Below are 22,842 nucleotides of genomic sequence, written 5' to 3'. Positions count from 1 at the left end.
CATGATTCGGCTTCGTCGCGGACCTCTGTGGCTTATTCCCGGCCTGCTGGCCGGCGCGGCTGTGCTGCTGTCGACCTTCAACGCCATGAACCCGGCGCGGGCAGAGCCCGATGCAGTGCCCGCCGCGATCGGCGGCATGGTGGCGGAGAGCGATTACACCCTGCCGCCCGTCGGTCCTGTAGCGGTCTATCGTCCGGCGCGCCTGCCGACCGGTGTGGTGCTGGCGCTGTCCGACCGCGATGGATGGGATCAGCGGAGCGCCGACTTCGCCCGCCATCTGGCCGCGCGCGGGGCGATGGTGGCGGGCATCTCCACGCCGCAATTCCTGAAGGCGCTTCAGGCGTCCCGCCGCTGCATCAACCCCAATTATGGCATCATCGCCCTTTCCCGCGACCTTCAGCATCGCTGGAAGCTGCCGATGTACAACAAGCCGGTCCTGATCGGCCGGGGGGAGGGGGCGGCGCTGGCCTATGCCGCGCTCGCCTCCGGGCCGAACGGCGCCTACAAGGCGGTGCTGTCGCAGGATTTCGCGCCCGTGCTGGGCGGGGCGCGGCCCTGGTGCCGGTCGGGCAGCCTGAAACTCACCGGTTATGGCCGGCCCTATCGCGGCTTCGCCTTCGCGCCCAGCCGGCAGCTTCCCTCGCCCTGGATCGCGCTGACCGATGGCGGACGCCACGCCCTGCGCCCGGCAGCCTTGCAGCGCTTCGTCGCCCGCACGGGCAGCGGGCGGCTGGTCACGGCGGCGGAGGGGCAGAGGGACGCGGCGCTGCTGGCGCAAATCCAGCCCTTCCTCGCGCCGCCGCCGGTCAGCGCCGATGCCGCGCTGCCGGTTGGGCTGCCGGTCAATATCGTTACCGATCCCGCCGCGCCGCACACCGGCCTGATGGCCGTGATCTATTCCGGCGACGGGGGCTGGGTCGGGCTGGACAAGGATGTGGCGGCGCAACTCGCCCATGCGGGCATTCCGGTGGTCGGCATGGACAGCCTGTCCTATTTCTGGAGCCAGCGCACGCCGCAGGGCGCCGCCGCCGACCTGTCCGCGATCATCCGGGGCTATTCGCAGCACTGGCACCGGCCCCGGGTGTTGCTGGTCGGATACAGCTTCGGCGCGGATGTGCTGCCCTATATCGTCGGCAGCCTGCCGCCCACCCAGCGCGCGAAGGTGGAGCGGCTGTCGCTGCTGGGTCTCAGCCCCTCGGCGGATTTCAAGTTTCATTTGTCGAGCTGGCTCAACATGGACGACAGCCCGCAATATCCGACCGTTCCGGCGATCGCCCGGCTGCGTGGTGTGCCGATCCTCTGCGTCAGGGGAACCCAGGAGAATGACAGCGCCTGTCCCGCCATTCCCCATGGGTTGGCGGAAACGGTGCTGGTGCCGGGCGGCCATCATTTCGACCGCAACGCCCCCTTGCTGGTGGACCATATGCTCAAGGGGCTGACGATATGATGCCGGACCGGCTCCGGGCGTGGAAAGCGCCGCTGACCGTCGCCGTGATGCTGGCCGTGGCGGCCCTCGGGCTGGTCGCGCTGCATGGCCTGCTGGCGGAGGTGCGCCTGAAAGACATCCGCCATGCGGTGCATATGATCGCCGGCTGGCGACTGGGCGCGGCGCTGGCGCTGACGGCGGCGAGCTATGTGGCGCTGACCTTCTACGACTATGTCGCCCTGCGCATCGTGGGACGGCCTTTGCCATGGCGGACGGCGGCGCTGGCCTCCTTTTGCAGCTATACGCTCAGCCATAATCTGGGGCTGTCGCTGCTGACCGGCGGATCGGCGCGCTACCGCATCTACACCGCTGCCGGGCTGGAGGGCGGGGACATCGCCCGGATCATCGCTTCGGCCGGGCTGTCCTTCTGGGGCGGGGTGTTCGTGCTGGCGGGGCTGCTGATGGCGCTCCATCCGGCGGATATCGCGCTGATGGGCCTCGCTTTTGCGCCGGTGCTGCAACGGCTGGCGGGCGGCGCGATCCTGCTCGCCGCAATCGTGGGCCTGATTGCCGCAGGGAAAGAGGGCAGCGCGCCGCGCCTCTTCGGCTGGACGCTGGCCTTGCCGACGCGCGGGCAGGCGCTGGCCCAGATCGGCGTCGCCAGCATCGATCTTGCCGCCGCCAGCGCCGCGCTGTTCATTCTGGTGCCGGGCATCGCGCCCGCCCTCTATCCGACGCTGTTCCTGGCCTATGCGCTGGCGATCATCGTCACGCTGGTCAGCCACGTGCCCGGCGGCCTCGGCATATTCGAGGCGGTGATCGTCGCCACCTTGCCCGATGTCGACAGGCCCAGTCTGCTGGCGGCATTGATCGCCTATCGGCTGATCTATTATCTCATCCCCCTGATGCTGGGCGTGATCGCCATCGCCCTGCACGAAGGGAATAGCTGGCGCCATCCCGTCAGCCGGGTGCTGGACGGCGCGCAGGCCGCCGCGTCGGGCATGGCGCCGGTCATGCTGTCGCTGCTGGTCGCGGTGGGCGGGGTGATCCTGCTGATTTCGGGCGCCTTGCCCGCGATCAAATATCGCATGCACATCGTCACCGGCTGGTTGCCGCTGACCTTTGTCGAGGCGTCGCATTTCGCCGCGAGCATCGTCGGCACCCTGTTGATCCTGCTCGCTTCGGGCCTTTATCGCCGGCTGGACGCCGCCTTCTGGATGACACGCAGCCTGCTGCTGGCGGGCGCGCTCTTCTCGCTGATCAAGGGTCTGGATTATGAGGAAGCGAGCGCGCTGCTCATCATCGCCGCGCTGTTGCAATGGACGCGCGGCGCCTTCTACCGCCGCACCAGCTTTACCGCAGAGGCGCTGACCCCGGCCTGGATCGCGACGCTGGCAGTGGCGGTCGGCCTGTCGATCTGGATCGGCTTTTTCGCCTACAAGCATGTCGATTATCAGAACGACCTCTGGTGGCATTTCGGCCCGCATGCCAATGCCGCCCGCTTCCTGCGCGCCGGGCTGGCGAGCGCGGTGCTGGCGGTGGCGGCGGCCTTCTGGCGGATGTTCCGTCCGGCGACCGCGCCGCGCCGGGCCGACCGGCCGTCCAGCACCCCCAGCATGGACGCGCTGGCGCTGGCCGAGCGGACCGACGCCTTTCTGGCGACGACCGGCGACAAGCTGTTCCTGATCTCCGAATCCGCGCGCGCCTTCGTCATGTATCAGGTGCAAGGCCATAGCTGGATCGTCATGGGCGACCCCGTGGGCGACCGGGAAGAATGGCCCGACCTGCTCTGGCAATTGCGCGAACGGGCCGATGCCGAGCAGGGGCGGCTGCTGCTTTACCAGTTGAGCCTCGATGCGCTGCCGCTGGCGATCGACCTGGGCTTCGTCATCGTCAAATATGGCGAGGAAGCACGCGTCGATCTGCATCATTTCACGCTGGACGGGCCGGATGCCAAGCCGCTGCGCTATGCCGAGCGCCGCGCGGCGCGGGAAGGGGCGAACTTCGAGATCGTGCCCGCGCGCCATGTGCCGCTATTGCTGGATGAACTGGAGCCGATTTCCGACGAATGGCTCGGCGCCAAGGGGCATGGCGAAAAGGCGTTCAGCGTGGGCCGTTTCGACCCCGCCTATATCGCGGGCTGCGATTGCGCCATCGTGCGGCAGGAGGGGCGGATCGTCGCCTTCGCCAATATCTGGGCCACCGCCAATCGCCGCGAATTGTCGGTCGATCTGATGCGCTATGTCGGCGATGCGCCCTATGGCACGATGGATTTCCTGTTCATCCGCCTGATGCTGTGGGGGCGGGAGCAGGGCTATGACTGGTTCACGCTCGGTTTGGCGCCGCTCTCGGGGATCGAGGCGCGGCGTCTGTCTCCGCTCTGGGCCAAGGCGGGGGCTTTTTTCTTCCGCCATGGCGAGAGCTTCTACGGCTTTGAGGGGCTGCGCGCCTATAAGGACAAATATGCCCCGCGCTGGGAGCCGCGCTTCATTGCCGGACCGCGCGGCATCTCCCTGTCCCGCGCGATGATCGACCTGCAAAAGCTGGTGGGCGGCGGGTCGGGCAGCGCGGCGACGAAGACGCGGAGGACGCAACGGGCCGCGCCCCTTCCCTCAGTCGATCCGGTGGATGACACAGTTGCGGCCCCGGAAATCGCGGAGATGCATGAGGCGTTGCTTCCCTGCACCCACTGGTCCGGTCAGCCCCAATAAGTCGAGGCCCGGTCCTGCTGGCGCAGGCCGGGCCTCATTCCCTCTCCAAACGCGAACGGATCAGCCGTCGTAGTCGCCGCCGATATTCTGGTTACGCGGCGGGGCGGCGGCGGTCAGGCGCAGGGCCTCCGCCGACTGGGCGATCGATCCGATTTCGTCCGGCGTGTCGTCGTCATCGATCTGCACCTTCTGCAGCGAAGCGACGAGCGAATCATGCAGATCCACCGGCAGAACGGTTTCTTCCGCGATCTCGCGCAGGGCGACGACCGGATTTTTATCCCGGTCGCGGTCCAGAGTCAGTTCGGCGCCGCCCGAAATCTCCCGGGCGCGCTGCGCGGCAAGCAGAACGAGATCGAAACGGTTGGTAACCTTGTCGACGCAATCTTCGACGGTAACGCGGGCCAAACGGGCGCTCCTGAACAACCAATGAAATATCGTGAAATGCGCGCCTAACAGCGCTCTTCATAAGAGTCAATGAAAAGCCCATAAAGTCATGGCAAGCCGCCCCGAATGCGGGCATGAACGGGATATGGCGACCATGCACGAGGCGGAGGCCCATTGCGGCGAAGACGGGATCGGCCTGTCGCTGCGGGGCAATCGGCTGCGGGTGATCGAGACGGGTCCGGCGTTGCGGCAGGCGCTGGTCGACCTGATCGACGGCGCGCATGAGAGCGTGAAGCTCTATTATTATATCTTCGCCGCGGACGACAGCGGGCGGCTGATTCTGGACCGGCTGATCGCGGCGCGGGGGCGGGGCGTGGCGGTGACGCTGATGGTGGACGCCTTCGGATCGGCGGCGACGCCGCTCGCCTTTTTCGATCCGCTGATCGCCGCGGGCGCGCAGTTCGGACGCTTCGGGGCGCGGCGCTCGACCCGTTACCTGATCCGCAACCATCAAAAGCTGGCGCTGGCCGACGACCGGCGGCTGCTGATGGGCGGCTTCAATGTCGAGGATGGTTATTTCGGCATTCCGCCGGAGGATTGCTGGTACGATCTGGGCCTGTCGGTCGAAGGTCCGCAGGTGCAGGCGATGGCGAGCTGGTACGGTCAGCTCTGGCGCTGGGTGTCGACCCGCCAGCAGCGGTTCCGCACGCTGCGCCGGATGGTCCGCCACTGGCACGGGACCGGCCGTGAGCGGGACGAGCCGATGCGCTGGGTGATCGGCGGCCCGACCCGCAGGCTCAGTCCCTGGGCGCAACTGGTGAAGCACGATCTGGAGCAGGCCGAACGGCTGGACATGGTGGAGGCTTATTTCTCGCCGGGGCGAGGAATGCTGAAGCGGTTGGCCCGTGCCGCGCGGCGCGGTGGATCACGCCTGATCCTGCCGTCGAAGTCGGACAATGGCGCCACCGTCGCGGCGGCCCGGCTGCTCTATGGCCCGCTGTTGAAACGCGGGGTGGAGATATGGGAATATCAACCCTGCAAGCTGCACATGAAGCTGATCGTGGTGGACGACGCAGTCTATATCGGATCGGCCAATTTCGACATGCGCAGCCTGTTCCTCAATCTGGAGATCATGCTGAGGGTCGAGGATGCGGGCTTTGCCGAGGCGATGCGCGGCTTTGTCGCACGGCGGACACAGGAAAGCCGGCAGATCACGCTGGAAACGCATCGCGCCCACCGCAGCCTGCCGACCCTCATCAAGCAATGGATCAGCTATTTTCTGGTCGGCTTTCTGGACTATACCGTCACGCGCCGCCTGAACTTCCGCAATCGCGACGATTAACGGCCAGACCCATAAACGCGCACCTGTCCGGGGCGATAGCCCTTCTCGCGCATTTCCTTCGCATAATCGTGGCGCGCATCGGCCAGTTCGCCGCGATATTCGTCCCAGGCGTCGCGCTCATCCTCGGCATCGGAGGCGTGGCGCAGGTCGCGGGCCAATTCCTTGCGCGCTTCGGCGATGTCGGTGCGGTAATTGAACCAATATTTATTCTGCACGCCTGCGATCGGACCGGGCAGGGTCATGTCGTCCTCGGCGGCCGCCAGCTTTTCCTCATAGCTCATGGCGCCATGAGAATTGGCCATCGCGGCAACCGGCGCCATCGCGACGACGGCAAGGGCGGTACGGATGATCGAGCGATTCATGTCTCTTCTCCTTCCTCGTCTGAATTCTGGAGGATCAAACGCGTGAAAGGACGGGTTTTGTGCCTGAACGAATGTGCAGATTGGACGAAATGCCCCTGGGCGTCGACTGAAGGAGCGGCGATGGTGCGGAAATTCCATGTCTTTTTCCGCGCCTTTTTCCGCGCCTTTTTCGGCCAAAAACGCTATCCGATGGCCTGCTCAGCGGGGGTATAAGGCAGGTCCAGCTCGTCGGCGACCGCGCGATAGGTGATCTGCCCGTTCCACACATTGAGCCCGTCGAGCAAATGCGGGTCGGCGCGCAACGCCTTCTTCCAACCCAGATCGGCCATGCGCAGCGCGTGGGGCAGCGTCACATTGTTGAGCGCATAGGTGCTGGTCCGCGCCACCGCGCCGGGCATGTTGGCCACGCAATAATGCACGATGCCATCGACGATATAGGTCGGATCGTCATGGGTCGTGGGATGGCTGGTTTCGAAACAGCCGCCCTGGTCGATCGCGACATCGACCAATACCGCGCCCTTCTTCATGGTCTTCAGCATCTCCGCCGATACCAGCTTGGGCGCCGCCGCGCCGGGGATCAGCACCGCGCCGATCACCAGATCCGCCTCCGCCACGCATTCGGCCAGATTGGCGCGGTTGGAAAAGCGCGTCTTGGCCCGCGCCTCGAAATAAATGCCCAGCCGCTCCAGCACCTCCGGGCTGCGGTCAAGGATGGTGACGTCCGCGCCCAGCCCGGCGGCCATCTGCGCCGCGTTGAAGCCGACCACGCCGCCGCCGATCACCGCGACCTTGGCGGGCAGCACGCCGGGTACCCCGCCCAGCAACACGCCACGCCCGCCATGCGCCTTCTCCAGCGCTGTCGCGCCCGCCTGGATCGCCATGCGTCCGGCCACCTGGCTCATCGGCTTCAGCAGCGGCAGCCCGCCATTGCCGTCCGTGACCGTTTCATAGGCGATGCAGATCGCGCCCGACGCCATCAGGTCGCGCGTCTGCTCGGGATCGGGCGCCAGATGCAGATAGGTGTAGAGTATCTGCCCCGGCCGCAGCAGCGCCCGTTCCTCGGCTTGCGGTTCCTTGACCTTTACCAGCATCTCGGCCGTGGCGAAGATGTCCGCCGCATCGGTCAGGATTTCGGCGCCGGCGCGGGCATACAGGCTGTCATGCGCGCCGATCCCTTCGCCCGCCCCGCTTTCCACCAGCACGCGATGACCGTGGGCGGTCAGCTCATGCACGCTCTCCGGCGTGAGGCCGACGCGATATTCGTGGTTCTTGATCTCCCTGACGGTGCCGACGATCATGGTCATCTTCTCCTCGTTTCAGGACGATATCGTTCAAGATAGGAATTGTTCCGGCAAATTGCTTGGGGGGCGAGCGTCGATCAACCCCTCCCGTGTCAGGAAAGTAAAGCATCCCCTTGCCTAGTTGCAAAACCCACGATAGGGAGCCGCCTTCCAGTGCAATGCGGAGCGGTGGCCGAGTGGTCGAAGGCGCTCGCCTGGAAAGTGAGTATACGTCAAAAGCGTATCGAGGGTTCGAATCCCTCCCGCTCCGCCACGGACCATTCCACAGGGGTCCGCAAAAGACCACTGGTCTCGACTTTTTTCTCCTGAATACCGATGCTTAGCAGACCGGTTTGGCCTCGGCCGTCCGTGCCCGTCCATGCCCATCCACCGAATCGGAGGGGCTAAAACGAGGTACGCGCGGTCGAAAAACGAGGTATTTTCGGAGACCGAACCATGCTTACCGATGCCAAGGTGCGTAGCGCCAAACCGCGCCCCAAAGCCTATAAACTCACAGACGCCAGTCGCCTCTTCCTGATGGTCACTCCCAGCGGCGGCAAGCTGTGGCGCTGGAATTACGAGTATAACGGCAAAAACAAGACAATGGCGTTCGGCGCCTATCCGTTGGTGTCGCTGGCCGATGCTCGCGAAAAACGAGACGAAGCATATGCTTTGCTGTGCGAAGGGCACGATCCCAATGTCGCGAAGCGGCTGAAGATCGAGGCGAACCTCGAAGCCGGGCGTCAGACGTTCGAGCGTGTGGCTCGCGAGTGGTACGAAAATTCCAGGGCACAATGGGCCACCGTCCATGCCAGCGATGTCATCCGCAGTCTGGAGCGCGATGTCTTTGCATCGATCGGCGCCCTGCCGATCGCGCAGCTTACCCCGCCCCTGATCCTCGGCGTCCTTCGGGAAATCGAAACACGGGGCGCCATCGAGACTGCGAAACGGGTGCGCCAGCGCATCTCGGCCGTGTTCGTCTACGCCATCGCCCAAGGCATCGCGACGATCGACCCCGCCGAAAAGCTGGGCGCCGTGCTTAAGCCGCTGCGGAAAGGCCGGCAGCCGGCGATCACCGACATTATTCCCCTGCGCAAGATGATCCTGACAGCCGAAGAGGACAATGCACGGCCGATCACACGGCTCGGACTCAGGATGCTGGCGCTCACGGCCGTAAGGCCGAGCGAGCTTCGCGGTGCGGAGTGGGCCGAGTTCGAGGACTTGGATGGCGAGCTGCCACTCTGGCGCATCCCGTCGGCCCGGATGAAGGGTGATCTTGACCGGAAGGAGGAGATAAACGGCGATCACCTCGTTCCGCTCACGCCGCAGGCTGTCGCTGTATTGAGGGCGATCTGGCCGCTGACCGGCGGCGGACCGCTGGTCTTTCCCAGCAACCGCCATGCGCACCGGCCGATGAGCGAAAATGCGATCGGCTATCTGTTGAACCGGGCCGGCTATCACGGGCATCACGTGCCGCATGGATTTCGAGCGGCGTTCTCCACGATCATGAACGAATGGGCAGAACGACATGGCGATCCGCATGACCGCAAAGTGATCGATTTGATGCTCGCCCATGTACCCAAGGACAAGGTGGAGGGCGCATACAACCGCGCGGCCTACATGCCACGCCGGCGAGAGCTCGCGGTGATCTGGGCCAAAATGCTGAGCGAAGGCCTGCCTGACCCTGTGGCTCTGATCGATCGGCCCGTGAAGGACATAGGTTCGCGCTCGCCGCGGAGACTGCCCTCGCCCCTCGAGCCGGACTTTCGTTTTCCGGTTCAGCGTCGAGCAGCCCGGGAGTCACAGCTGGACAATTGGTAACGTATATGTTACTTGAGAGGCGGTAAGGTGATCGTTCAGGAGTATATTCGCGAGGACGGCTCGAGCCCGTTCCGATCATGGTTCGATGATCTCGCTTCCCAAGCGTCGGCCAAGGTCGCGACTGCGGTCGTTCGGCTGGAACTGGGCAATCTGTCGAACGTCAAATGGATCGGTGCCGGGCTCGGCGAATATCGTATCGACTGGGGCCCCGGCTACCGGCTCTATCTCGCCCAGGATGGAGATGAACTCATCATCCTGTTCGTGGGCGGAACCAAGAAGCGACAGCAGGCCGATATCGACCGGGCAGGTGTGCTGCTGAGCGAGTACAAGACCCGCAAGGCGGCGGCGAGGAAAGGCAGGAGTTGACGAGATGGTGCTGACCCGTGATTTCAAGGAGACGGTGAAAGAGCGCGCTGCGCGCGATCCCGCCTTCGCCAAGGCCATGCTCGATGAAGCGGCGACCGCGTTCCTCAACGGTGAGCCGCATGTGGCGCGACTGATCCTCCGCGATCTCGTCAATGCTTCGGTCGGCTTCGAGGAACTGGCGACCGAGACAAACCGGCCAAGCAAGAGCTTGCACCGGATGCTGTCCGAAAAGGGCAATCCAAGCATGGACAATCTTGCTGCCATCTTCGGCGCTGTGCGCAAGCGGCTGGGTGTTGCCTTCGAAGCTCACGCGGTCGAGGCGGCTTAAGGCTCGAGACCGCGAACTGATGTGAAGCCCAGAAGAACACTCCCATCGGGCACCCAAGCTGCTGACCTCACTCGCCAAATTCGCAAGAAAAATTGCCGACACCATCAATAACACCATCAGGGGATATGGCAAAGGGGCCAGCCCGCTCATTATCGCCAATTTGTATAAACGTCGCCGGCTTGCATCCCCGGCGACCACATGGAATCCAATTTGCGTATCGAGGGTTCAAATCCATCTTTTTGTCGTCGATATCGAGGGGATCAGCAGCTCGACGACCTGCTGCCTCGACCAGCAGTGCGCCGTCGCATCGAAAGCGCGGTCATATAGTGGGGCTTTGGCGCCATGATGACAACGGACTGTAGATGCTCGCCGGGCTCGGGCAACGCGGTGAAGCGCGGCAGCTCCGAAAGCGCGACGTTGATCCGGAAGGCCCGAACCTTCCTGAACGAGCGGATACGGCGCAGGTCATCGGCCGGCAGGTCGCATGTTCTGACCCAGATCGTAGAGTAGCTTAGGTCCAACATCAGCGGCGTCGATGTCGGCCGCAATCTCCTCGCCACATCGATCTGTCCGCATTCTACATGGTCACCTTATCGAACTCGGTCCGACGGACGACGCACGCTCGTATCGGGATTTCCCTCTACGAAAGAGATTGACAGGAGCGGTTGCGCATCCCTAGGTAATGATACTCACGTTTCATTTGTATCACTGCGGTGAGGCAGTGAAATTGTTGCCGATGTGGCGCACAATGCTTTCATGGAGGTAAAGTGACAATGACAATCAAGCGGAGCAATCCTGACGTTGGCTATCTCGATCTGGAGTATTTCGGCGACGGCATGTCCGGCTTGGTAAGAGTGGGCAACACAGTTTACTTATCGGGACTTGTCGCCATGAAAGGGCGTGGCGAGATCGTCGCGCCCGGTGACGTGGCCGGCCAGATCCGGTTCATCCTCGACATCCTCCAGAAGATGCTGGAGACCGAGGAGATGACGCTCGCTAATGTCGTGGCGACGACAGTCTATACAGTCAACATGGGTCAGCTCCTTGAACATAGTCAGGCACTGACGAACGTTTTCGCGGGTAAGGCGCCGACGTCGACCTTCATCGAGGTCAAGGCACTAGCGTCGCCGGAGTTGCTGATTGAGATCGTGGCGGTCGCTGCGGTCCACTGATCCTTAATATGGTGAACGTCTCTCGGTTCCGCCGTAATCCATTAAGTTCCTTGGGACGCGCTGCCGGCCAAGACCCGGCCAATTCTCCCGATCCCTCCATTTGGGCGCCTGATGCATTTGCTGCGCTGGACTGCGAAGCGTTCGCCTATTCTCGATTGGCGGGGGGACAGCCGCGCACCAACTGGCTGACGAGGCGTTCTGATATATCCACCTCCCCAAAGTTCTCGAAAAGAGACTCCATCACCAGGACCTCGCTGATCGCCACGATCACAATTTCCACGTCCACGCCGGGGTCGATCTCGCCTCGATCAATAGCGTCTCGCAAAGGCTTCTGGAAAAGCTCGATGATCGGCTTCCAATAGTCCGACATCTGGTCTCTGAAAGCATTGTTGTTTGTGAGCAGAAGCGCGCGGTTCATCGCTAGCTCAACCGGGTCGCGCATGAATTCCCGGAAGTCGCGCGTCATACGAAGGAGATCGTCTGGCCACTCACCTTTGAGCGTGACCGAGAAGCCCGAAACATGCTCACTGAGCGCCTCACCGATCAGCGAGGCGCGATCGGGCCAGCGGCGGAAGACTGTCGCCCGCCCCACGCCGGAGAGCCGGGAAACCTCCTGGATTTCGAAATCGATGCCGTGGTCCCTAATGAGCTGTAGCACTGCCTGAGCAACTGCCTTGCGTATCCGCTCGCTGCGGCCGCCCGGGCGCGGGCGCTTATTCTGCATTACTTCCGCCAATCTTCCAGCTCGAAATCTAACAAAAATTGAGCAAATCCGTTAAGATATTCCATCTCCGGTCACTTGGGTCAATTGCCTTCAGCATTGAACTTCGACCGGGATAAGGTGCCCAGATCAAAATGCCAGGCGCCCGAACCGACATTCTCCTCCAGCGAATTCACTCGTGGCACCTGCGCTAGGTAGAAATGCTGAAGAGCCAGCCGAGGGGCGGCGGGTATGGCCGCCTGGTGATCTCGGGCGTCCCGCGCGCGTTGAAGATTGGCTGCCGATGGAGCGACTGTCCAGCAGCATACGGGCCATCGACGACCGTCTGTAATCGTTTCGATTGTGTTGAAAAAGGGACTGTAGCTGCCGGGCTGGGACAGTGTTGCGAGAGGCTGCAGGGCGCGTTCGTCGTCAGGCTGGGGCGGGCTGTGAGTTGAGCGGGATCAGCTTGGCAATTTTTTGAAGATTCAGGGCTGTAGCGGCCAGGAGGAACTCGTCTTTCGCTCCGTTCGGGCCGCGTAATCGCAACCGGTCGAGCTTGAGGATGCGTTTCAGGTGCGCGAACAGCATCTCGACCTTCTTCCGCTGCCTTCGTGAGGTGATATAGGCATCCGTGGTGAGGAGATTTCGCGCCATGTCCCGGGCGCCTTCATGGATTGAACGCGTTATAGAGCCGTCAGGTCAGCGGCGCTACGCGCCTTCGGGGGAGGCAAGCGAGCCCGGCTCCGCTAGGAAGCGTGGCCGGACCAGCCAAATGACGGGCACGGCGGCAAGCGTCATCAGCGAGAATGTGATGAATATGGTGGCATAGCTTCCGCTAATTTCACGGATCCATGCGGCAAAAACCGGTGCGAATGCACTCATTATCCCCGTTATTGCGGTGTTGATGCCCAGCAGCGCGCCAAAGTGGCGGGAGCCGAAAGCATCCTCTAGTAGCATCGGTCCGACCTGTGACGGCAGACCACTGGAAACTCCCCAGAATACTGAAAAGATGCCAACCGCGATCCATCCTGCGGGTCCGTGGAAGATCGCGAACAGAAGCGCGAGCGTCCCGACGCTCTGCACGATGAGACCGTATGGAAGCACCCTTCGTGCGCCGATCCGATCGGCAAGCGCGCCAATTGCAAACAGCCCTGGCACGCCCGCCATGTTGGCAACGCTGTAGATGTTGACAGCGCTGAAGTTGCTCATTCCGCTATTGATGAAATAGGCGACCACGGAGAAGAGGACGCCTTGTACCGAGATCAGCGAGAGGGTCATGGCTGACGCGAGTGCCCAGAAACTGACCGTAGAAATTGCGGAGCCGACTTGAACGCCCACTTGGATCTCGACCTCGTCGGGCGAGTGGCCAGTGCGTTGCTCGGCGATTGTGGGCAATCGGACCAAAACTGCCAGCATGCAACTGAATGCGATGGTCGCGCCGGTGACGTACATTGCCGATCGCCATCCCAGATGCCCGATCAAGGCCGAAGCGATCGGCGGCAGGACGCCCGCGGAAAGCGCCAACATCGAAAAATAGATACCCAAACCTAAGCCGCGATTAGGACCGAAGAGATTGCTGATGATGGGGATCGAAGGTACGTTCGTCGCAAATCCCAGCCCGGCGCCGATCATCGTCGTCGCGACGATAAACATGCCGGCGGTTGTGGACTCTCCTGCTAGCCAGCATCCCAGACTGGCAACGAGAGTGCCACCTATAATGACATATCGCGCACTTAAGCGGTCAATGATGATCCCGCTCGCTATCCCTGCAAGACTCATTCCCAGTAGCAGCCCAGTTGCTGCCGCCCCAAGGGACTCAGCCGCCCAACGCTCGTTGTGCTCAAGAACCGGGATGTAGACGCTCAGCGACACCAGAGTCCCACCGATCAGCAAGGAGGATATGATGGCCAAGGCGGCGAGGATCGGCCACTTGTTGATGTTCCCCGGCGATTCGATTGTATCGGCACGCGGGATTGGAGCAGTCAAACGATCCTCCGCTAATGCAATGCCCCTGGTCACAATCGGGCGATTGGGAGCCGGGATAGAAACCATCCGCACCAATCCTCGACGCCGATTGATCACACGTCGCCCGCCGCAATGAGGTCCAACGGGTTGCGGTTGTCGAGCGCGCCAAGGAAGCCCTCGCCGAACTCCATGCCGTCATACACGCCAAATCCGAGCAGTTCCTGCGCACGGCGCGGCATCTTGCGCACACGTTCCATCGGGGTTGAGAGAATGTTGTTCTCTTCGGTGCGCAGGAAGCCGAGGCAGAAGCTCGTGTGCATGCCACGCCGACGCCTATTGGTGGTGTTGGAACCGGCCGCGTGCAATACTGATCCTAGGTAGAGTACGGCCGAACCCGGCTCCATCTCCGCGGCCACGACCTCCTCGGGCTTCGCCTCGCGATCGAGGGGCCATTTGTGGCTGCCCGGCACCAGCCGGGTCGCGCCCATCTCCGCCGTATATTCGCTCAGCGCGATCAGCGAAGCGAACATCCGTTGCTGATATGCACCGCCCATCCGGCGCGGCCACACGTCATGGTCGCGATGGAGGATCTGACCGCCGCTGCCAGGGCCGCGATCGAGGACATGTCCAAGGTTGAGCAAGTAAGAGGCGCAGTGCGGCAGCAGAAAATGGTCACCCACGGCCTTGTAGATCGAGTGGAGCAGGATGTCGTTCACGAACGTGTCCGAAACACCAGCCACACCGGTCAGGTGGCGCGTCTTGTCGCCATGGAAGAGGGCAACCATTTCGTTCACGCACGCGTCTGTAGGACTCTTAGTTTCGAGCAGAGGATCGATCTCATTGTTAAAACGGTCGAGCACCTCCGTCGACAAGAAGCCGTCAATAATGACGGCACCGTTCTCTTCCATTTCGACGAAAACATCATTGACGGAGGTCGTGGCCGGCAGGTGTTTGAGATTGGACATGTGTTTAACCTCGGGGGCATAGGAGTTCCGACGCTTAATGAGGCATATGTCTCATCAAGTCAATGGCAGTTTCGCTTTTTTTGGCCGGAAGCCATCGGCGAAAATGACGAGCGCCGCGTTGTGCGGAGGGTCATCTCCTGCCGACCGTGCGAAACCGTCGGGCTATGGCAAAACCAACCCTGCGCCACATTTCCGGTCTTCGTTGCAACGCCGACAGCCACAATTTACCCGTTTCGGTCCAACTTGGTCGACATCGCCCGGCGCATAGATCCTGCGGGGCGAGGGCCGCGAACGCTCGCGCTCCCTTGTGTTCGCAAAGCGAAGTGCAACGTCACAGCCGCCCCGTTAGTCGAGTCTTTGCAGGCTCGATTGATCTGGACCAAAACCGGCGCTCTCCCCGCGCTCAACGTTCGCCAGCAGTCGCTCCAGGCATCCCAAGGCCCATTGCCGAACGCTGAGATGCTCGCCGCAAAAACGACGCGTCATGGCTTGCGCAACCGGCAGCGGATCGATAGTGCTTAACGAGACATATGATTCGTTTGATGGGCGACGCCTAGTATTGTTATGAAAATCAGTGGCGCAAAAACTCCGATTTGGAGCGTGCGCCGAATAATCGCTCGTGCTCCAAATCGAATAATTTCTCTGAAGCTGACCGATAAAAGATCGGCGCTCCGGAGCGAGTGCATCAGTAAGAAAGAGGGGAAATCGCATGTTGTTTGGATCTCATAGCTCTGATTTAAGGTCGACGCAGGCATCACGACTGGCGATAATTGCAGTCGCGTCGACGTTTGCGCTTCCGAGCTTAGCAAGCGCGCAGAGCATCTCCAGCACAAGTGTCCAAAACGAAAATATTGACACGGGCGACATCGTCGTGACGGCGCGTCGGCGCGAAGAGTCGGCGCAGAAAGTGCCGGTTGCGATCACGGCCATTTCGGCCAAGATGCTCGACGAACGTCATATCACGACCGGCCAGGACCTGCAGGGTCAAGTGCCCTCACTGGCGGTTTCGCCCTCCGGGCAGAGCCGAGACGTGGAATCAATTACGATTCGCGGTCAGGGCACCAATTACACCGCGTCCCCTGCGGTAGTAACCTATCTCGCAGAAGTGCCGCTGGTTGCCGGGAAGGTGGCGTCACTTCAAGGTCCGCCTGGTCAGTTCCTGGATTTAGCCAACATCCAGGTTCTGCGGGGCCCGCAAGGTACGCTGTTTGGCCGCAACAGCACTGGCGGTGCGGTTCTCCTCGAGCCAGCCAAGCCCACCGAGAGATATGAGGGCTATTTCCAGATCCAGGGCGGAAATTATGAAGACAAGGAGATTGAGGCGGTAATCAATGTGCCGCTCAGCGACCGGTTGCAGGTTCGCCTCGCAGGTCGGTATGTCGATCGTGATGGATACACCAAGGACGTCGAAACCGGGACTGATTACGACGACCGACACTACTATATCGGTCGTCTCGGTGTCATGTGGAAGCCCACCGACCAAATTGAGAATTATCTCCTGATTACAGGCACCCGAAGCCGCAGCAACGGCACCGGCAACGTCGTTGACGCCTTCAACGCTCCCCTCCTCGATGCAATTTATCGGTCCTTCGGCGCCCCAAATGGCTGCGCAGATGTCAACCTTGGCCAGGGTTGTTCGGTGCTGACCGATTCCGCCGCGGCTCAGAACTCACGAAGTCCGCGCCGGGTCGCGCTGGGGCCAAAGCCAATTTACAGCAAGATTTCAGGCTGGAGCGCGATCGACCAGTTTAAGGTCGCGTTGAGTGATAATATCACGCTGCGCAACATTATCAGCTACAGTGAACTGCAGGTGCTGAGTCCGTTCGATGGTGATGGCACGCCTTTCGGCATATATCAGTCGAACATTCCTGGGGCTGGACCAACCGATAATCTCCGGCAATTCACCGAGGAACTGCAAATTCAGGGCAACGCGCTGAATGATCATGTGCAATATACGACTGGCATCTATTATGAGGAGGTAAGGACACCCGGCAGCGGCTTTGTTATCGCCCCAGCCCAGACGTTCCTTTTCCCGTTTGCGCAGGCTTCTCGTTACAAGACCAGCGCGCGCGCCATATATGCGCAGGGAACGTATGATTTCGGCGGCATCGTCCGCGCCCTGTCGGGCCTCAAGCTTACCGGCGGCATCCGCTATACCTGGGATAAGGCTCGCGGCTTTGGCTCGGCGGTCGGTTTCAATGACGATGGTAGCGTGTCAAGTTGCACCAACGGGGTGGCTGCTGCGGCGACCACATTTGAGGATTGCCAAATCGCCTCTCGGACTAAATCCGATGCGCCAACCTGGACGGTGGGGCTGGACTATCAGGTCACCAACAACTTGCTGACCTATGCCAAGGTCAGCCGCGGCTACAAAACGGGCGGGATCAATCTTGCCGCGGTCAACCAGTCCAATCTGACTTTCCGGCCCGAGTATGTGAAAACCTATGAGGCGGGTATAAAATCAACCTTCCGCTTTGGCAACGATGTTCGCCTGACCCTCAACGGGGACGTTTTCAAAACCGACTATGAGGACATCCAGATCGCCACTGGTGATTTTAATCCGGTCACATTCGGGAGCGGGGCGGCCGTGTTCAACGCGGCGGCGGCGCGAATCAAGGGCGTGGAGATCGAAGGGACGCTGCGCCTGTTCCATGACTTTGAGCTCTCGGGAAGTTATTCCCATCTCAGCTCGAAATATATTGGCTTCTCAATTCTAGCGAACAATCCACAGCTCGACTGTTCGGGTGCGTTCCAGAGCGGCCAGGTCGAGCTCAGCTGCATTCCTTTTCCGTATACTCCGCGGGACCAGTTCAGCGTCGCCGGACGCTATACCATGCCCTTCTCCGAGAAAGTCGGCGAGGTCGTGCTGTCAGCGGTCTACGCCTATACCGGCGCTACGTATCAGACGGCAACGACCTTGCCGACCGAACTGCCCATCGCCCAGGCCGGTGGCGGCGAACCCGGTACGCTGATCAAGGGCTATGGCTTGCTCAACCTGTCGATCAACTGGAACAGGATCATGGAGACACCGATCGACCTGTCCTTTTTCATGACCAACGCGACGAACAAGACTTATCGCGTCGGGAACACGGGGGTGTTCAATTCGATCGGTGCGCAGAGCTCGCTCTATGGCGAGCCGCGCATGTACGGTTTCCGAATGCGCTACAGTTTCTGACCGGCGCGGGGCGTCTAGGACCAGGAGTGCTGCAGGCGGTGCGTGGAAATGTGCCGAAGCCTGAACTGACCGTCGATGGGTCAGCCGCGCGGGGGTGAGATAAAGTTCCCCCCTTGCCGCGGCGACTTGCCACTAAGGAAGCAGATTCGAAATGTCTCGCTTGGAGTATGACTATATCATCGTGGGGGCTGGATCGGCGGGCTGCGTCCTTGCCAATCGGCTGTCGGCGGATCAGGGGTGCAAGGTTCTGGTTCTGGAAGCCGGAGGGCGCGACCGCACCCCCCTTATTCATATCCCCGCTATCTGGACCATGCTGATGGAGCGGGAGCGGTACGGCTGGCATTATCAGACTGCGCCGCAGAAGAATCTGAACGATCGGGTTCTGTTCGATCTGCGAGGCAAGGTGCTTGGCGGAAGCAGCTCGATCAATGGCATGGTATACAGCCGCGGAGCCCCGGAGATTTTCGACGAGTGGGCGCGCCTGGGAAATGCGGGCTGGTCCTATGCGGAGGTGTTGCCTCATTTCAAGCGGGCGGAAGGCAATGAGCATGGCGAAAATGAATATCATGGCGGCAGCGGCCCACTTCGGGTCACGCGCGCGCAGATCACAAGCCCCGTTCAGCAAGCGTGGATCGAAGCAGCCAAGCAGGCTGGCTATCCCTACAGCGACGACCATAACGGTTCCCAACCCGAGGGGTTTGGTCCATCGGAGCGCACGATCTTTCGTGGACGCCGTTGCAGCACAGCGGTGGCTTATCTGAAGCCTGCACGTGATCGATCAAATCTGTTCGTCGAAACCCATGCGCGCGTCACGAAACTGCTTTTCGACGGCCTTCGTGTGATCGGGGTAGAATATGTCCAGCATTCCGAGGTCAAGCGCGCATACGCTACGACAGAGGTGATCTCGAGCGGCGGGACGTTCCAGTCTGCTCAGCTATTGATGCTTTCCGGTATTGGAGATGCGGACCATTTGCGCCAAGTCGGCGTTGAACCGATCCTCGATCTGAAAGGTGTTGGGCAGAACCTGCACGATCATGTCGGAACTCAGGTACAGATGTCCTGCCCTCGGCCGGTGACCGATTACAAGTATATGAGCAGCCCGCTCACGATGGCAAAGATTGGGATGCGCTATCTGTTCACGAGAGGCGGACCGATGGCCGGAAACGGCACCGACGCCGTCGCCTATCTTCGTTCGGGTGCGCCGGGCCATGCGGAACTCGATCTCAAATTTTATCTTATCCCCCTCATGCTGGGCGAGACGGGCGGGATTCTGCCGCAACATGGTGTCACCAACCTTGTCATTCTGTCGCGGCCGGAAAGTCGGGGCGAATTGAAGCTGCAATCGGCCGATCCCTTCGCCCAACCTCTCATTGACGCCAATTATCTATCGCACGATCGGGATCGAGACGCCCTAAAAAGGGGTGTCGGGCTTGTGCGCGAAATATTCCAACAACAGGCTTATGACAGATTTCGGGGCCAGGAGGTCATACCAGGTTCGGACTGCACGTCGGAGGCAGATCTGGACTGCTTTTTCCGTGAAACCATCAACCCCAATTTTGAAGCGGTCGGAACTTGCAAGATGGGCCATGACGCGCTTGCCGTGGTGAACGACAAGCTGCAGGTCCACGGTGTCGATGGGCTGAGGATCGTCGATGCATCTGTCATGCCTCGCATTACTTCGGGCGATCCGAACGCCACGGTGATCATGATCGCCGAAAAGGCGGCCGAATTCATTCGCGGCCAAGCATGAGCCAGGAACAGCTTTCGTCAAACAGCATCGAAGCCCTCACTCCCCGGACGCCTTGTTCCTAATTACGCCTTTGCACAAGCGTGGCGGGAAATGAACCTACCCAGGCAGGCCGAGCTTAGCCCGCTGAACTTTGACGAAAGACATGCGGCGATACCCCCGTCGCCCGTCGCCCGTCGAAATGCACGCGCAAAGCTATTGGGATGGGAAAATCCGCAGACAAAGGCGATATGCGCCAACAGGATATGAAGACCGCGTTGCATGCCTATGTCGACGATATTAACCGGGCGATACCCCATGCGGTGATCGACGGGTGCTGGCCGTGAAGCGCTGACATATGCCGGCCCGATGGTCCGCATCCGCTGCCGATGGATCCCTGGCGCTTGCCGATACTTTCCTTGCAAGAGCCCGAAGCGTGGCTAGCGGCGCTGAACTGCGTCGCCTGATGGAGGACATCTGCAGCGAGATCGGCTTCCGGCATTTTGCGCTGATCCATCATGACGATCTTCGCAAGGACAAGCCCGGTCTCATCAACATCAACAATTATCCGCCCGTCTGGGCGGACTATTTCATCGAACGACGGCTCTACATCGAGGATCCAATTGTACATGCCTGCCTCAGGACCAACGCCGGCTTCAGCTGGTCGAACCTGTCGGATCTGATCCGGCTGAACGGCAGGCATCGTACCATTCTCGAACATGCCGGGCGCGAAGGGCTCAATGAAGGCATCACCATTCCCGCCTGCGTGCGCGGGGAGCGGAGCGGCTCATGCTCGTTCGGCGGCCCGCGAGACGGCACGGCACTTGAACGCTACATGATGATCGCTCAGCTCGTGGGCGCCTTCGGCTTCGCCGCTGCACGGCGTCTCGCCTCGGGCAACGAACTGGTCGTGCCCCAGGCGCCTCGTCTTTCCCCGCGCCAGCGTGAATGCGTCATCCTCGTCGGCCAAGGAAAATCGGACTGGGAAATCGCGACGATCCTCGGACTGAGTCCCATTACGGTCAAACATTATCTGGCGGATGCGCGCCGGGTCTACGACGTGCCGAGCCGGACACAGCTCGTGATCTGCGCGATTCTCGACAATGAGATTGGCCTTTCCGAACTTGCTCCCTGGCAATACGTCCATCTGGTCGGATAGCTGTCACGACGCGCCTCTGCTTCTCTCGCGGGACCGATCAGTGCGAGAGGCAGCCAAGACATGATCCACCTGTTGCGTAATCAGAATATTCGAGACGCTAATCCCTTGCTCCAAAGCATGTTCGAAGATCGCAAGAGCATTTTCATCGACCTTCTCGACTGGGACATTCCTGTCGTCGATGATCGTTTCGAGATGGACGAGTTCGACAATGAGCATGCCCTTTACATGATTGCTGCCGCAGATGACTGCAGCACGCACATGGGATCGCTTCGACTGCTGCCGAGTTGTCGTCCGCACCTTCTGGATACCCAATTTCCCCATCTGTGCCCCGGCGGCGTGCCGAAGGGCCCCACTGTCTTCGAAGTAACGCGTCTCTGCCTTCCACAGCGTCTTGGTGCAGCAACGCGGCTCGAGGCGCGCAATTGGCTAATCTCGGCTATGGTCGATCATGCCCTCGCCTTTGGCATCACGCTACTGACCGGGGTCGTCGAGGCCAGCTTTCGCAAACAGATTCTGTCGATGGGGTGGCTTGCAGAGCCTCTTGGACCAGCATGCCAGTTCGGCGGCGCGAACCTTGGCGCTTTCGCAATCCATATTGCGCCTGACACACCGGACCGCCTGCGCTGGACAAACATCTATTCCCCCAACCGGATCGTCGGCCCTGTCGCGGAAACAGGCGCATGAGCGCTATCAAGGCCTCGGCGGACACGCCCGCAGTCGCCGCGTTCACCCAGACGCTGGATCGAGCCGGGTATTGCGTCATCCGCTCGGCCCTGCCGGCCGCCACGATCGAAGCGCTAAATGGCGACCTCGATTTGCACTTTTCGAGCACGCCATTCAGCGATGGTCATTTCTATGGCCACCGAACCAAGCGGTTTGGCGGCCTGCTTGCTCGGTCAGCTCATGCAGCGGCTCTGGTGCTCCATCCCCTGATCCTTGCACTTGCCGAACGCACCCTCGGGCCTTGGTGCGAACGGATCGCCCTCAATCTTACCCAGGCGGTCGAAATCCATCCCGGCGCTCGGGCTCAATTCCCCCATCGCGACCAGGACATGTGGGGTGGCCCGAAGGGTCAGGTCGAATATCTCGTGAACGTGATGTGGCCGCTTACCCCCTTCACTGCGCGGAATGGAGCGACCCGTGTATGGCCCTGCAGCCATCGTGTCGCGCCGAGCTCGCTCCTGGCGGAAGATAATGCATTGTCCATCGAGATCGCCCCAGGCGATGCATTCGTGTTTCTCGGGTCCACTTTGCACGGCGGCGGCGCGAATATGACCGACACGCCGCGTAGGGGGATCATCATCAGCTATTGCCTGGGATGGCTCAAGCCCTTCGAGCTCCAATGGCTGGTCTATCCGCCCCATGTCGCACGAACCTTTGATCCCGAACTCGCAGCGCTGGTGGGCTATGCGCAGCACCGGCCTAATCTCGGCAATTATGAAGGCCAGTGTCCGTCGGTGCTCCTGCGCGATGAAGTGCCCGCGCAGCTGGCGGCAACCGATTCGTTGCGCCCTGACCAGGCCGAAGCGCTGGCTGCATTCGTAGCCGGTCGTGGTCCGGATTGAACCCGTGCAAATCGACTGGACGGGCGAGGCACCGTATCGCGGCCTTGCCGAAGCAGGCCGCGCCGCCCTCGCCTGGGAGCTGCTGCGGCGCGATCCCGACTACACGCCAACGGTTGCCATTGGGGATGACGCTGGAATGCTCGCCGCGGCAGACTCCGGCTTTGTGACTCGCTGGGGGTTGCACTTTCGCCGAGGATCCGGCGCGCTCATTTGCCGACGCCCGGCTGATCTGGTCGGCGGCGATCGATCCCGCGGTTCTCGCGGTGTCGGCCGTGCCCGCCCGTGCAAAAAGCGGACTCCTCGATCTTAGCGTCATCGGTGGCAACGCCGTGGTCACCGCCGATGCGGATGGCGGCGAGCATGTCGCGATCGCGTTCGCCGGCCGTCACCTC

20 protein-coding genes, 1 tRNA gene and 2 pseudogenes are annotated in these 22,842 nt (G+C 61.5%); 15 read left to right on the top strand and 8 right to left on the bottom strand.

All coding sequences use genetic code 11. The features are described from left to right. The first annotated feature begins 1 nt into the window (after position 1). The gene (locus tag F7P65_RS01745) at positions 2-1,447 is read left to right on the top strand and encodes a virulence factor family protein (RefSeq protein ID WP_240334158.1); all 1,446 of its coding nucleotides are present in this window, start codon (positions 2-4) and stop codon (positions 1,445-1,447) included. Next, a complete protein-coding gene (gene mprF, locus F7P65_RS01740) occupies positions 1,444-4,137 on the top strand; it encodes a bifunctional lysylphosphatidylglycerol flippase/synthetase MprF (RefSeq protein WP_150290028.1) in 2,694 nt (897 codons plus the stop codon). Before F7P65_RS01745 ends, mprF begins: the two co-directional genes overlap by 4 nt. 60 nt (positions 4,138-4,197) lie before the next feature. Here the strand turns inward: mprF and rpoZ are convergent, their stop codons facing one another. After that, entirely contained in the window at positions 4,198-4,542 is a 345-nt protein-coding gene (gene rpoZ, locus F7P65_RS01735; RefSeq protein WP_007688625.1) for a DNA-directed RNA polymerase subunit omega, read from the bottom strand. 124 nt (positions 4,543-4,666) lie between these two features. Between rpoZ and F7P65_RS01730 the strand changes: the two genes are divergently transcribed. Further along, complete coding sequence (locus F7P65_RS01730) at positions 4,667-5,863, top strand: phospholipase D-like domain-containing protein (protein ID WP_240334157.1); 1,197 nt, start codon at positions 4,667-4,669, stop codon at positions 5,861-5,863. On the opposite strand, the gene F7P65_RS01725 is transcribed toward F7P65_RS01730, so the two are convergent. Beyond that, positions 5,860-6,225, bottom strand: coding sequence for a hypothetical protein (locus tag F7P65_RS01725; RefSeq protein WP_150290026.1), 366 nt, complete (start codon positions 6,223-6,225; stop codon positions 5,860-5,862). The two genes, F7P65_RS01730 and F7P65_RS01725, sit on opposite strands and share 4 nt — an antisense overlap. Positions 6,226-6,407: 182 nt before the next feature. Further along, positions 6,408-7,523 carry an alanine dehydrogenase gene (gene ald, locus F7P65_RS01720; protein ID WP_150290212.1) on the bottom strand — a complete coding sequence of 372 codons (1,116 nt, stop codon included), beginning with the start codon at positions 7,521-7,523 and terminating at the stop codon, positions 6,408-6,410. A 165-nt stretch (positions 7,524-7,688) separates the two neighbouring features. Here ald and F7P65_RS01715 point away from each other — a divergent pair. From F7P65_RS01715 to F7P65_RS01695, 5 genes are all read left to right on the top strand, one after another. Continuing rightward, positions 7,689-7,779, top strand: a tRNA-Ser gene (locus tag F7P65_RS01715). Positions 7,780-7,961: 182 nt separating this feature from the next. Continuing rightward, positions 7,962-9,326: a tyrosine-type recombinase/integrase gene (locus tag F7P65_RS01710; protein WP_150290025.1), complete on the top strand. Its 1,365-nt coding sequence runs from the start codon at positions 7,962-7,964 to the stop codon at positions 9,324-9,326. Positions 9,327-9,353: 27 nt separating this feature from the next. Continuing rightward, the gene (locus F7P65_RS01705) at positions 9,354-9,692 is read left to right on the top strand and encodes a type II toxin-antitoxin system RelE/ParE family toxin (protein ID WP_150290024.1); all 339 of its coding nucleotides are present in this window, start codon (positions 9,354-9,356) and stop codon (positions 9,690-9,692) included. Between the two features lie 4 nt (positions 9,693-9,696). Beyond that, positions 9,697-10,020 carry a helix-turn-helix domain-containing transcriptional regulator gene (locus tag F7P65_RS01700; protein WP_150290023.1) on the top strand — a complete coding sequence of 108 codons (324 nt, stop codon included), beginning with the start codon at positions 9,697-9,699 and terminating at the stop codon, positions 10,018-10,020. Between the two features lie 773 nt (positions 10,021-10,793). After that, on the top strand, positions 10,794-11,192 hold the full coding sequence (locus F7P65_RS01695) for a RidA family protein (protein ID WP_150290022.1): 399 nt from the start codon (positions 10,794-10,796) through the stop codon (positions 11,190-11,192). A gap of 145 nt (positions 11,193-11,337) precedes the next feature. On the opposite strand, the gene F7P65_RS01690 is transcribed toward F7P65_RS01695, so the two are convergent. Further along, positions 11,338-11,916, bottom strand: coding sequence for a TetR-like C-terminal domain-containing protein (locus F7P65_RS01690; RefSeq protein WP_150290021.1), 579 nt, complete (start codon positions 11,914-11,916; stop codon positions 11,338-11,340). A gap of 233 nt (positions 11,917-12,149) precedes the next feature. Here F7P65_RS01690 and F7P65_RS22270 point away from each other — a divergent pair. Further along, positions 12,150-12,254 (top strand): annotated as a pseudogene (locus F7P65_RS22270) (IS5/IS1182 family transposase); the annotation flags it as partial. Between the two features lie 70 nt (positions 12,255-12,324). Here F7P65_RS22270 and F7P65_RS01680 read toward each other — a convergent pair. The 4 genes and pseudogenes from F7P65_RS01680 to F7P65_RS21915 all read right to left on the bottom strand — a co-directional run. Then, positions 12,325-12,594 (bottom strand): annotated as a pseudogene (locus tag F7P65_RS01680) (transposase); the annotation flags it as partial. Between the two features lie 9 nt (positions 12,595-12,603). Next, the gene (locus F7P65_RS01675; protein ID WP_150290020.1) at positions 12,604-13,947 is read right to left on the bottom strand and encodes an MFS transporter; all 1,344 of its coding nucleotides are present in this window, start codon (positions 13,945-13,947) and stop codon (positions 12,604-12,606) included. A 26-nt stretch (positions 13,948-13,973) separates the two neighbouring features. Further along, complete coding sequence (locus F7P65_RS01670) at positions 13,974-14,825, bottom strand: phytanoyl-CoA dioxygenase family protein (RefSeq protein ID WP_150290019.1); 852 nt, start codon at positions 14,823-14,825, stop codon at positions 13,974-13,976. Between the two features lie 345 nt (positions 14,826-15,170). Beyond that, positions 15,171-15,536 (bottom strand): hypothetical protein, encoded by a 366-nt coding sequence (locus tag F7P65_RS21915; RefSeq protein ID WP_162854511.1) that lies wholly within the window; start codon positions 15,534-15,536, stop codon positions 15,171-15,173. Between F7P65_RS21915 and F7P65_RS01665 the strand changes: the two genes are divergently transcribed. From F7P65_RS01665 to F7P65_RS22600, 6 genes are all read left to right on the top strand, one after another. Then, on the top strand, positions 15,535-18,000 hold the full coding sequence (locus F7P65_RS01665) for a TonB-dependent receptor (protein WP_150290018.1): 2,466 nt from the start codon (positions 15,535-15,537) through the stop codon (positions 17,998-18,000). The two genes, F7P65_RS21915 and F7P65_RS01665, sit on opposite strands and share 2 nt — an antisense overlap. A 151-nt stretch (positions 18,001-18,151) precedes the next feature. Next, positions 18,152-19,750: a GMC family oxidoreductase gene (locus F7P65_RS01660; RefSeq protein ID WP_150290017.1), complete on the top strand. Its 1,599-nt coding sequence runs from the start codon at positions 18,152-18,154 to the stop codon at positions 19,748-19,750. Positions 19,751-20,162: 412 nt separating this feature from the next. Next, a complete protein-coding gene (locus tag F7P65_RS01655; RefSeq protein ID WP_162854510.1) occupies positions 20,163-20,885 on the top strand; it encodes a LuxR family transcriptional regulator in 723 nt (240 codons plus the stop codon). A gap of 60 nt (positions 20,886-20,945) precedes the next feature. After that, positions 20,946-21,569: an acyl-homoserine-lactone synthase gene (locus tag F7P65_RS01650; protein ID WP_150290015.1), complete on the top strand. Its 624-nt coding sequence runs from the start codon at positions 20,946-20,948 to the stop codon at positions 21,567-21,569. Further along, positions 21,566-22,450, top strand: coding sequence for a phytanoyl-CoA dioxygenase family protein (locus tag F7P65_RS01645; RefSeq protein WP_150290014.1), 885 nt, complete (start codon positions 21,566-21,568; stop codon positions 22,448-22,450). Before F7P65_RS01650 ends, F7P65_RS01645 begins: the two co-directional genes overlap by 4 nt. Continuing rightward, positions 22,437-22,760 (top strand): transcriptional regulator domain-containing protein, encoded by a 324-nt coding sequence (locus F7P65_RS22600; protein ID WP_420853289.1) that lies wholly within the window; start codon positions 22,437-22,439, stop codon positions 22,758-22,760. Before F7P65_RS01645 ends, F7P65_RS22600 begins: the two co-directional genes overlap by 14 nt. The last annotated feature ends 82 nt before the right edge of the window (positions 22,761-22,842 follow it).

The sequence above is a fragment of the Sphingobium estronivorans genome (assembly GCF_008692605.1).
In the GTDB taxonomy this organism is placed as follows: Bacteria; Pseudomonadota; Alphaproteobacteria; order Sphingomonadales; family Sphingomonadaceae; genus Sphingobium; species Sphingobium estronivorans.
This window is presented reverse-complemented; position numbering and strand designations above follow the sequence as displayed.

What these genes read in the sequence shown, in the direction of transcription:
- F7P65_RS01660 (WP_150290017.1), top strand. Translation starts at nt 18,152, where the DNA reads ATGTCTCGCTTGGAGTATGACTATATCATCGTGGGGGCTGGATCGGCG.
- F7P65_RS01650 (WP_150290015.1), top strand. Translation starts at nt 20,946, where the DNA reads ATGATCCACCTGTTGCGTAATCAGAATATTCGAGACGCTAATCCCTTG.
- F7P65_RS01670 (WP_150290019.1), bottom strand. Translation starts at nt 14,825, where the DNA reads ATGTCCAATCTCAAACACCTGCCGGCCACGACCTCCGTCAATGATGTT.
- F7P65_RS01730 (WP_240334157.1), top strand. Translation starts at nt 4,667, where the DNA reads ATGGCGACCATGCACGAGGCGGAGGCCCATTGCGGCGAAGACGGGATC.
- F7P65_RS01690 (WP_150290021.1), bottom strand. Translation starts at nt 11,916, where the DNA reads ATGCAGAATAAGCGCCCGCGCCCGGGCGGCCGCAGCGAGCGGATACGC.
- F7P65_RS21915 (WP_162854511.1), bottom strand. Translation starts at nt 15,536, where the DNA reads ATGCGATTTCCCCTCTTTCTTACTGATGCACTCGCTCCGGAGCGCCGA.
- ald (WP_150290212.1), bottom strand. Translation starts at nt 7,523, where the DNA reads ATGATCGTCGGCACCGTCAGGGAGATCAAGAACCACGAATATCGCGTC.
- F7P65_RS01710 (WP_150290025.1), top strand. Translation starts at nt 7,962, where the DNA reads ATGCTTACCGATGCCAAGGTGCGTAGCGCCAAACCGCGCCCCAAAGCC.
- F7P65_RS01675 (WP_150290020.1), bottom strand. Translation starts at nt 13,947, where the DNA reads ATGGTTTCTATCCCGGCTCCCAATCGCCCGATTGTGACCAGGGGCATT.
- F7P65_RS01725 (WP_150290026.1), bottom strand. Translation starts at nt 6,225, where the DNA reads ATGAATCGCTCGATCATCCGTACCGCCCTTGCCGTCGTCGCGATGGCG.
- mprF (WP_150290028.1), top strand. Translation starts at nt 1,444, where the DNA reads ATGATGCCGGACCGGCTCCGGGCGTGGAAAGCGCCGCTGACCGTCGCC.
- F7P65_RS01645 (WP_150290014.1), top strand. Translation starts at nt 21,566, where the DNA reads ATGAGCGCTATCAAGGCCTCGGCGGACACGCCCGCAGTCGCCGCGTTC.
- F7P65_RS01665 (WP_150290018.1), top strand. Translation starts at nt 15,535, where the DNA reads ATGTTGTTTGGATCTCATAGCTCTGATTTAAGGTCGACGCAGGCATCA.
- F7P65_RS01695 (WP_150290022.1), top strand. Translation starts at nt 10,794, where the DNA reads ATGACAATCAAGCGGAGCAATCCTGACGTTGGCTATCTCGATCTGGAG.
- F7P65_RS01745 (WP_240334158.1), top strand. Translation starts at nt 2, where the DNA reads ATGATTCGGCTTCGTCGCGGACCTCTGTGGCTTATTCCCGGCCTGCTG.
- F7P65_RS01700 (WP_150290023.1), top strand. Translation starts at nt 9,697, where the DNA reads ATGGTGCTGACCCGTGATTTCAAGGAGACGGTGAAAGAGCGCGCTGCG.